Origin of the sequence: Shewanella sp. MMG014 (genome assembly GCF_018100775.1) — a bacterium.
Lineage (GTDB): Bacteria > Pseudomonadota > Gammaproteobacteria > Enterobacterales > Shewanellaceae > Shewanella > Shewanella japonica.
This window is the reverse complement of the sequence record NZ_JAGJDZ010000023.1, coordinates 1-8,677: the sequence shown is the minus strand read 5'-3', so window position 1 is coordinate 8,677 and position 8,677 is coordinate 1. Positions and strand designations below refer to the sequence as shown.

Below are 8,677 nucleotides of genomic sequence, written 5' to 3'. Positions count from 1 at the left end.
GAGTAACGAGTTACGCTTTGAAGATGAGTTGGATAAGCAAGAGATTTACCTTCATGCACAAAAAGACCTGAACACCTTGGTTGAACATGACCAAAGCACTCACATTAAACATGATGCGCATTTGGATGTAGAGCATGAGCGCTTTACCCGTATCAAGGGTAATGAGCACCTTACGGTTGAGGGTGAGCAACGAACATTCGTTAAAGAGGATGTAATTACTCAGATAGAGGGCAGTTTACAGCAGAAGGTGGCAGGCAAGTCGATATTGGGGGCGGGCTCTGAAATCCACGTTAAGGCAGGTCAGAAAGTCATTATCGATGCGGGTGCGGAGCTGACCCTCAAGGCAGGTGGTCACTTTATTAAAATAGACCCAGCAGGTATTCACTTGGTTGGGGCAGCGGTGAATCTCAATTCAGGCGGTAGTGCTGGTAGTGGTAGTGTGTTTGCTGGAGCATTAGCCGGCTTACCTCGCCAGGTGGAGGAGGCAACTCAAGCCCAGCAAGAGGCCGTGAGCCCATCCCGGGCTGCAGCTGTCTCGATTATGCCTACCGTGTTTTTAATGGCTGAAACGCTTCATTCGCCAGCGGTAAAAAGCTGCTCTCTCGTCGAGGGTGAAATATGATGCTACAGAATTGGCTTGATCCGCAGAGTGACTGTTATTGGTTGGTTGCTCAAGTTGGCACGAAACTGGCGGAAAATCATGCATCACTGATACCTCTAATGAGTAAGGCGTTGCCTTTATTTGATGAGGCCACCTTTAATGATTTGGTGCCCTTAACACCTTGGCTTATCCCGATGAACAAGACAATAGCAGGGTTGCCTGAAAGTACACTCAAGCAAGGCATACTATTGCGCAGTAGCGCCAAAGTCGATGACTTAATAGCTCACTTACGCAGTCTTCTACTGGCTGCGCTTGATGGTGAGTTGGTGTTGTTTCGCTTCTACGACCCGCTCGTGCTCACCCCTCAATTGCTAGCTATGTCAGTCATTGATGTGTACCGATTTATGGGGAATATTGATAGCTTGCGAGTCTCCACGGGTGAGCAAGTGCATACCTTTAATCAAGAGACTGAGATTCTGTATATGCCAAAGGTTGCACCTTGGTGGGTAATGAAGCCTGAGCACATGCTGTCGAGCTACAGTCTTGAACAGCATACCGTTGTGCTTTCTCGCCGCTTGTGGGCTGTAGCACCAGATATGATGGCTCATTTCGATAATGCAGAAGTCTATATTCAGGCAGCGCTTGAGGAGGCAAAGCAAGAAGCTATTCAGGCGTCAGATATCGACCTGTTTGTCGTTGGTCAGTTGGCTGCTCATAGTGGCGTATCATCAAAGGTATTAAGTGAGGTGTTAATGTTGGATTTTTGTGAGCAAGAACATCTGAATAACTGGATACGCAGCACATTAGAGGGAGCATTAATATCATGACATTAGCCACTGGTGTTCTAGGTGCTAACCCTTATTGTTTACCTTGTGAGCAAGCGACACATTGGATAGAAATATCGGTTGTTGATGAGCACAATCAGCCTTTTGACAATGTTAAAGGTACATTGACCGACGCAGTCGGTAACGTCCATGACGTAACCTTGAGCGATAAGCCGATATTGATTAAAACACTCGTGCCAGGAGGCGTCACGCTGAATCTTGATAACCCCACGTGGCTTGCGCAATCACAGCAGCGCAAGCCATATCGTGGTGAGCAATGTCCGGTTGATGAGGCTATCGAAGGAATGCGAGGTTATCAGGGCTTATCTCGTCAACGTCTCGATGTGACATTAGGGGACCTTGTAGTGCTCAGTGAAGAGCAAGTCTTACCTACGCGCCACCAAGGTGGTGAGGTCGTTAAGCTTGTTACTGATAATAGTTATGTTGTGAGGGTTAAAGGTTTTAATCTGCTGACATTACGCTTAGGGATGTTTTTTGATGGCACGACCAATAATAGCTACAGCGCATTGTGGGGCAAAGCTCAGCTTGATGGTTACTACAACAACTGGAAAGCGTCATACAGGGAGTATGGGGGGGGGACACATACCGACGCAGAGCTTGTAAAGGCGCTGCCTGCTTCTGTTTTTGCTTATCCAGAGAAGGAGTTTTGCTTTCTTTGGTGCTCTGAAAACAAACAGGAAGATGTGGCCGGCAGCGCCGCTAACGAACTGACGAATATAGAAAAGCTGAAAGAGCTTTATGGTGATGGAGAATTCATCAATGACGCCTTTGTTAATCGAATTTACATCACCGGGGTGGGGACGGGTAATGGTACCGAGATTGCGCCTGCGGATGAATCGGTAATTTGGGGGCAAGGGTTGGGGAGAGGTGATTACGGTGTTGAGGCTAAAGCGCAAACGGGAATTGAGTCGATTTGTGCGAATGTAAAGTTATTTGGGGATGCAGCAGTGGAAGCGGCAGAACTGGGGGGGAGGGAGGCGTTTGACGCCATCGGTAAGGTTGAGTTTGACGTCTTTGGGTTTAGCCGCGGCGCTGCGGCTGCTAGGCACTTTATCAATCTAGTACTGGATGGCGCCGAGGGCGATTTTGCCCGCGCCTTTATACAGGCTTGTCAGGATAATAACATCGCCTTAATGGAAGGGTTTGACTGGGGAGCAAATAACAACCTTGAAATCACCTTTGCTGGATTGTTTGATACGGTCGCCTCCATTTTTTCCCCTTTTGAAAGCTGGAGTCTAAATCATCAGAATGGCGATACGGGGGGTGTACGCTTGTGGCTTGACCCTGAGCGAGTTAAGCGGGCGGTGCACCTGACCGCTCACCCTAAAACTGAATATCGTCAAAATTTCTGCTTAAATCACTTAAATCGCGCTGATAACTTTGAGGAGTATGTTCTTCCTGGGGCGCACAGTGATATTGGTGGTGGTTACCATGCCAGCAGTTCGTTCGATAAGGCTGACTACCTGCTCCCTCGGCTTGAAAGGCAACTGGTGCTTAGTCACAGTCACACTTCTGGCGCTAAAGGGGTTCAGTTTTCCTACGATAAGGTAAAGGAAAGGCTAGACAGTGAGATAAATCGTTACCGAGCTGATGGGTGGCCAGACAGCTTTGTCATAGACATTAAATCAACCCGTGTAGGTGGGCAAAGGCCTCGAACTCGTATCAGTGGCAATCTCTATCTACAACGTGTCGTTGAAGGGGATTTATCTCGACTGTATCTGCGCATGATGTTTGGTTTGGCTAAGTATCATGGTGTGCCTGTGGGGGATGAAAATGGAACTGTTTGGGAGGAAAATGCGTATCTTAAAGCCCCCGAGACCCTGTCAGGAGCGAACTGGGCTCACCTTTGCCAGCTGGTGCTTAACACCGCAAGTGAGCAGGGTATTGTTGCGCCTTTTTTGCGCTGTGAGGACGACAGTAAGGCTGAAAGTATTATCGCGCGTTTCATGAAGCTTAACCTTATTCACCATTCTGCCGCAGATGATATAGTTAATCGTGGTCACAAGTTCAGTGATGGTCCGCAGAAAGGCGAATACTACCGCTTGGCATTCGAATGCAAGCAAGGGTCGTAAATATGAAGGTAAATCGTAAAAAAGGGATGATATTTGGCGTTGTTAGCGCACTTTGTGTTGGCGGAGCCTTTTTAATTAAAGGGTGTGCAAGTCACCCTGATATCCCTGAAGATATGAGGGCGTGGCGGATTGGCGTGGTCTCACCGTCATTTTACCCGGTTAGGGTACAGCAAGCTTATGGGGTGAATGACCGGTATAACTGGACGTCGTTAACTCATGGATTTAATGCTCTTTGGCGAAAGGGAACGCTTGATAACGTTAGAAAGAGATTACCAGATTATGATGGGTTTAGTATTCCTCTTCATGCTGCTGCAACCTCTATGCAGGGACAGGTTATGCCTGCAAAAATACTGCCGGACAGTATTTATCTGTATTGGGCTTCGTTAGCTGAAGGAAAGTTTTACGCGACAAAGTTTGACCTATCGCCAGCACTTAAGCAGCAGATGATGACTCAAGAGAGATATATACGACCTAGCGGCGCAGATGGGGGAGGATGTTATCAAATAGATGTTCTTTTTGGCTTGCTACCTGGCGGCGATGCTAAGGTGTGGCTGTCTGGGTGCGGCATGGTTTATACCTATATTGACAAAATTAAGCCTGCGGTCACCGCAATAACTGACCGTTCAGGTGCTGGGGTTGATAACTTTCAATATAAAGGTCCAATAGAAAGAGCTCTGCAACGGGCCGCTGATAACGGGGTGACCTTGTTTCCAGTTCCTTGGGATAAAGTCGATCAGGTTTCAAGGTCGAACGCCTCAATATTACAGTATTACAGCGAATAAAGCGCTCTACCGCATTTTCATCCAGGTATTGATTAAATAAAGCTACAAATAATTAAACAAAGTTAAAACAACCTTTATAAATTGGTCAGGAAAATTAGAAAGATGAATGATGTTATAACCATCGATAGCCCTACGACCACTGATGGTAAAGTGATTTCAGGAAGTGGTAGTGTCAAGGTTAATGGGAAAGCGATTGCGTTAATCGGAGATATGGCTACCTGTACATGTGGTAGTAAAAGCTGTCGAGGTAAAGGCCCTATTATCATGAAGACGTCTCGGAACGCGAACCTAAATGGTCAAGTTCTTGCTCGAGAGGGAGATTTTGTGGATACCGGTTGCAACAACTGTTTTTTATTGCCCGGCAGTCATCAAGTCGCTTTGGGGACTTCGATGGCAACATCACTCAACATGGGCGGTGGTGTCAATATAGGTAACGGAGTCAACATCAATCAATGAGGTAATGATTGTGTGATGGCTTTGTTGTAATACAGAGTCCTTCAGCTTTGGTGCGACAGAAGTGTTTATATAGCTTTGGATTATAGCTTTTTGAAAAGTATGGATAATACTCAACATCATTGTAAATAAGGCGGTTGGTTAATGGTAATAAGTAATAAAATGAAATACATATTGGGCATGACGTTAGTACTATTATTGGGGTGTAATGACAACTCAAGTTCCCCGTAGACCCTGTAGACCCTGTAGACCCTGTAGACCCTGTAGACCCTGTAGACCCATTTATCGTTGAAGATGTTATCTATTTCCCTACGGTTGCAGATACTTGGATTCGAGAAGCCAGTGGGAATACTGTTAATTTTGGTGATGAGACAAAAATCCATTTAGCGAAGCGCGATGGCGATAGCAGAATGACAGCGAGTGGTCTTATTAAGTTTGATATGGAAGAACTTGAGTCATTACCAAAAGGTTCAGAAATAAGTAAAGCTGAACTAGTTTTAAGAGTTTTAAAAACCCAAGGTAAACCGATTACCGATGTCTTTGTTACAGATTCTCCGTGGGAAGAAATGACTGTTACTGGTAGTACACCGATTGAGGTAGGTGAAAAAATTGGCACTTGGGAAGCTGAAGAGCAGTTCGGTATTATGACGATGGATATAACAGAATTTTTAGCAAGAAGCCCTGATAAAAAAATGCTGTCATTTTATCTCACTATTGAAAACTCAGATGGTACTACTGCAAATGAAGTTCATGTTCAATATTATACAAAAGATCAACCTTTTTTTAATACAACTCAGCCGCCGACAATACGCATTGAATATAACTATGATTCTGATGACTCAGAGCATAAGAACGCCCAAATTTTTGATAAATTTCTAAAAAATGATTACTCAGATGATTATTTTTTTAATGACTGGGGAACCGCTGGTTATAAAATGGGAAGCGAGCTTCCACAAGATTCCGAACTCTCAAACCTAGAAACTTTTCATGTTTCGTCTTATGGTGCAGAGCCGAACCAAGATGGTGTAGATGATTATCTCGCTATACAGTCAGCTATTGATGCCGCAGCAGAAGCTGGAGGTGGCATTATTCAATTTGATAGTGGTACTTATGACATAAATATTGATAAAAATGAATGGAATACACTTTCAATCACAGCATCAAATATTATTTTAAGAGGGCGTGGTGATAAAGGGGATTCTGCTACCATTATAAAACAACATGAAACCACGCTTGACGTTCAAGCTGTGGCAACTAAACATTTAATCAATGTTGGAGAGGGAACGAATACCGGCATTAGCTCTTTTTCATCTACTTTGGTTAAAGATGTTACTCCTGGCGATAATAAAGTACAAATAAACCTTAATACAAGAGTTACGTTAGAGCCTGGAGATAAGATTGCTTTAACAAGCTACATGGAAGATATAAATGGTGAATTTAGCCGAGCTCCACTTTTGGAGGCACTAAAACCATTACCTCTTGATGAGACTTGGACTATTCGTAATGGAACCCGAGCCGTTCGCTTTGCAAATACTATTACTGATGTGAAAGAGATAGATAGTGATTTAGGTAGCAATATTGCTGAAGTTACCGTTGCAACTCCTTTCCCGTATGAGTTTAAAGTTTCATCGGGTTCAGATTTAAGGTTATACACGCAAAGGTTCGAGAATGTTGGGGTTGAAAGCTTACAAATAAAAATGATAGTTCCTGATTCCTATGCATACGCACATCACAAAGTAACATCAGATTATAATTACGATTATGGCAATGGCGGCATTCGATTCCATCAAGTGAAAAATAGCTGGGTGCGAAATGTTACTATCCATAATTTTTTGATGGATTTATCTTTAAGTAATTCACTACATAACACCGTAGATAATGTCACGATTAGTGGCGTTAGCGGACATCATGGCATTGGTTATTATGGGACACAAGGTGCTGGTAGTTATCATAATTTAGTTCAAAATATTGAAATGAATGCAGTTCGAACACATGCTATTTCATACAATCAAAGTTCTGGCGGTAATGTTTTACGAAACTTATCAACCAAAGTTAGAAATGATACGCATTCAAATGCGTTTATCGCAAATATTGATTTTCATGGTGGTGTATTGGGCCATAACTTAGTGGAGCAATCAGGGCAAATTCAGATCAATAGTGCGGGAGCCTGGACTGGTTTACCTCACTCAGGCCCCCGTAATGTATTATGGAATGTAACGACAAGAGGACAAGAGATACATGAGCGCTCTGGTTATGCTTATGAAAATGGGCAAGGTGATGGTCAATATATATCTAATCGCTATGATCACTACCGTTTACACCCTAAAACTATAGTGGTTGGTGCACATAGTCATTACTTTCAATCAACGGTTGATCGTATAGCATCTGATCAAAAAAATGATTGGTTCTATGTGGAAGCAATAAACCAGAAGAAGCCTGTGTACCCTTTATCACTTTATGAGGCTCAAAAGTCATTACACCAGAACAAAGAAGAATAAAATTAATACAAATTCAGTATTGTAACTGTTGGCAAAATGATGAGCCTATTTTTGTTTAACTTTGACTAAGCAACTTGTTGGATTGACGAATGAAGTTGCTTAGCAAGTAGCAAGTAGCAAGTAGCAAGTAGCAAGTAGCAAGTAGCAAGGACGATAGAGATTAATATTTAAAATGATGATAACGAAAAATGAGAGTGTTTAAATGAAAAGATTAGTCGGCTGTTTAGGTATATTTCTCGTTGGTTGTACAGCAACGAATATGGATTCGGAAAATAGTTACAATGAAGAAAAAGTCGCCTCTCAGGAGGAAAAGATAGGTAAAACCATTGTGCTTGGTATGGAAAAATCAGCCAAGGCTCATACCTTATTAGTTGGTCAGTTTGAAGCTGAACCTTATAGTGATCGTAAAAAGCCAATGTTGGTAACCTATACTGCAACGAATACTCAAAGTGAGCCTGTTAGTATTCGATTTAATTCAAGCATGACTGCTGATTTATTGCTGATGGATCAACAAGGGGAAAAACTATGGTCTTCTTCTCAAGATATGGTGTATATGCAAGCACTTCGTGAAGTGACTTTAGCGCCTGGTGAAGCCATAGTCAGTCGCTTTAGCGTGCCTGCTATTGTCATGAACAAAGTCAATGACTCTGGCTATTGGTTTGGGGTGAAGTTTGTGGGTCAAGCCATGAATGGAAATAATGCTATGTTGTTAAATGCCAGCTCAATACCATTAGTCGTTAAGTAATTATAGGGTTCTATCGCAAAGTTGACGAAATAAACTGAAGTGTAGATGATCTTCGAATATTAATTTTGGAGGTTAATCTGCATGACAATCAATTTCACTGGTCTATAAACTCAGTTACCGTTAAATTGAAGAAGCATTCACTGACTGTTACATCCATTTTAGCACTCAACGTTAAACCGTTGGTTGATTAAAAACGCATCACAACTTGAGGTATGCTTTCGAAAAGATAACCTAACATCACAGGCTCGTGGTGGATGGTGAAACAGACCTAAACCTTCTTGATGTTGTTTCCTGTTCCATTGATGTTCGCTCCTTTCAATATATGACAAGCCCATGTGATTAACTGGGCAACAAATTGCTCGCTGGGCCACATTTTGCTCAACTCTGGGCCACTTATTGCCTTGTTAGAGTTGGGGGGTGAAATTCCTTATTAAAATCAAGTGTTTAAAAGTTGGCATAAAACTAGCTAGTTAATGCTAGGTTTATCATAAAACCCATTTAAATCCATGACTTATTTAATAGGAATTATCCATGCCAACACCATGTTATATCTCAATAAAAGGGCAAACTCAGGGCGATATCACTGCGGGCGCCTTTACTGCTGATTCTGTCGGTGACATTTTTGTCGAAGGCCACGAAGACGAAATGATGGTTCAAGAGTTTGACCATATCGTGACTGTG

Annotated in this window: 7 protein-coding genes and 2 pseudogenes; all 9 read left to right on the top strand. The window is 42.9% G+C overall.

What is annotated here, in order from left to right:
• Nucleotides 1-622, top strand: a pseudogene (locus J8L86_RS20910) (hypothetical protein); the annotation flags it as partial.
• A complete protein-coding gene (locus tag J8L86_RS20905) occupies nucleotides 619-1,428 on the top strand; it encodes a DUF4123 domain-containing protein (RefSeq protein WP_211031440.1) in 810 nt (269 codons plus the stop codon). The pseudogene J8L86_RS20910 and the gene J8L86_RS20905, both read left to right, overlap by 4 nt.
• Nucleotides 1,425-3,518, top strand: a complete 2,094-nt coding sequence (locus tag J8L86_RS20900) for a DUF2235 domain-containing protein (protein WP_211031439.1) — start codon at nucleotides 1,425-1,427, stop codon at nucleotides 3,516-3,518. The genes J8L86_RS20905 and J8L86_RS20900 overlap by 4 nt, the downstream gene beginning before the upstream one ends.
• A 2-nt stretch (nucleotides 3,519-3,520) precedes the next feature.
• Nucleotides 3,521-4,300 carry a DUF2931 family protein gene (locus J8L86_RS20895; protein WP_211031438.1) on the top strand — a complete coding sequence of 260 codons (780 nt, stop codon included), beginning with the start codon at nucleotides 3,521-3,523 and terminating at the stop codon, nucleotides 4,298-4,300.
• Nucleotides 4,301-4,402: 102 nt separating this feature from the next.
• On the top strand, nucleotides 4,403-4,756 hold the full coding sequence (locus J8L86_RS20890; RefSeq protein WP_211031437.1) for a PAAR domain-containing protein: 354 nt from the start codon (nucleotides 4,403-4,405) through the stop codon (nucleotides 4,754-4,756).
• Between the two features lie 281 nt (nucleotides 4,757-5,037).
• Nucleotides 5,038-7,251, top strand: coding sequence for a DNRLRE domain-containing protein (locus tag J8L86_RS20885; RefSeq protein ID WP_211031441.1), 2,214 nt, complete (start codon nucleotides 5,038-5,040; stop codon nucleotides 7,249-7,251).
• Between the two features lie 202 nt (nucleotides 7,252-7,453).
• Nucleotides 7,454-7,996 carry a BsuPI-related putative proteinase inhibitor gene (locus J8L86_RS20880; RefSeq protein WP_211031436.1) on the top strand — a complete coding sequence of 181 codons (543 nt, stop codon included), beginning with the start codon at nucleotides 7,454-7,456 and terminating at the stop codon, nucleotides 7,994-7,996.
• A gap of 97 nt (nucleotides 7,997-8,093) precedes the next feature.
• Nucleotides 8,094-8,221, top strand: a pseudogene (locus J8L86_RS21345) (IS6 family transposase); the annotation flags it as partial.
• A gap of 306 nt (nucleotides 8,222-8,527) precedes the next feature.
• Nucleotides 8,528-8,677, top strand: a 150-nt coding sequence (gene tssD, locus J8L86_RS20875) for a type VI secretion system tube protein TssD (protein WP_211031401.1), incomplete at its 3' end; no start/stop codon positions are given.

Coding starts and splice junctions, on each gene's coding strand:
- J8L86_RS20880 (WP_211031436.1), top strand. CDS start 7,454: ATGAAAAGATTAGTCGGCTGTTTAGGTATATTTCTCGTTGGTTGTACA.
- J8L86_RS20900 (WP_211031439.1), top strand. CDS start 1,425: ATGACATTAGCCACTGGTGTTCTAGGTGCTAACCCTTATTGTTTACCT.
- J8L86_RS20905 (WP_211031440.1), top strand. CDS start 619: ATGATGCTACAGAATTGGCTTGATCCGCAGAGTGACTGTTATTGGTTG.
- J8L86_RS20895 (WP_211031438.1), top strand. CDS start 3,521: ATGAAGGTAAATCGTAAAAAAGGGATGATATTTGGCGTTGTTAGCGCA.
- J8L86_RS20890 (WP_211031437.1), top strand. CDS start 4,403: ATGAATGATGTTATAACCATCGATAGCCCTACGACCACTGATGGTAAA.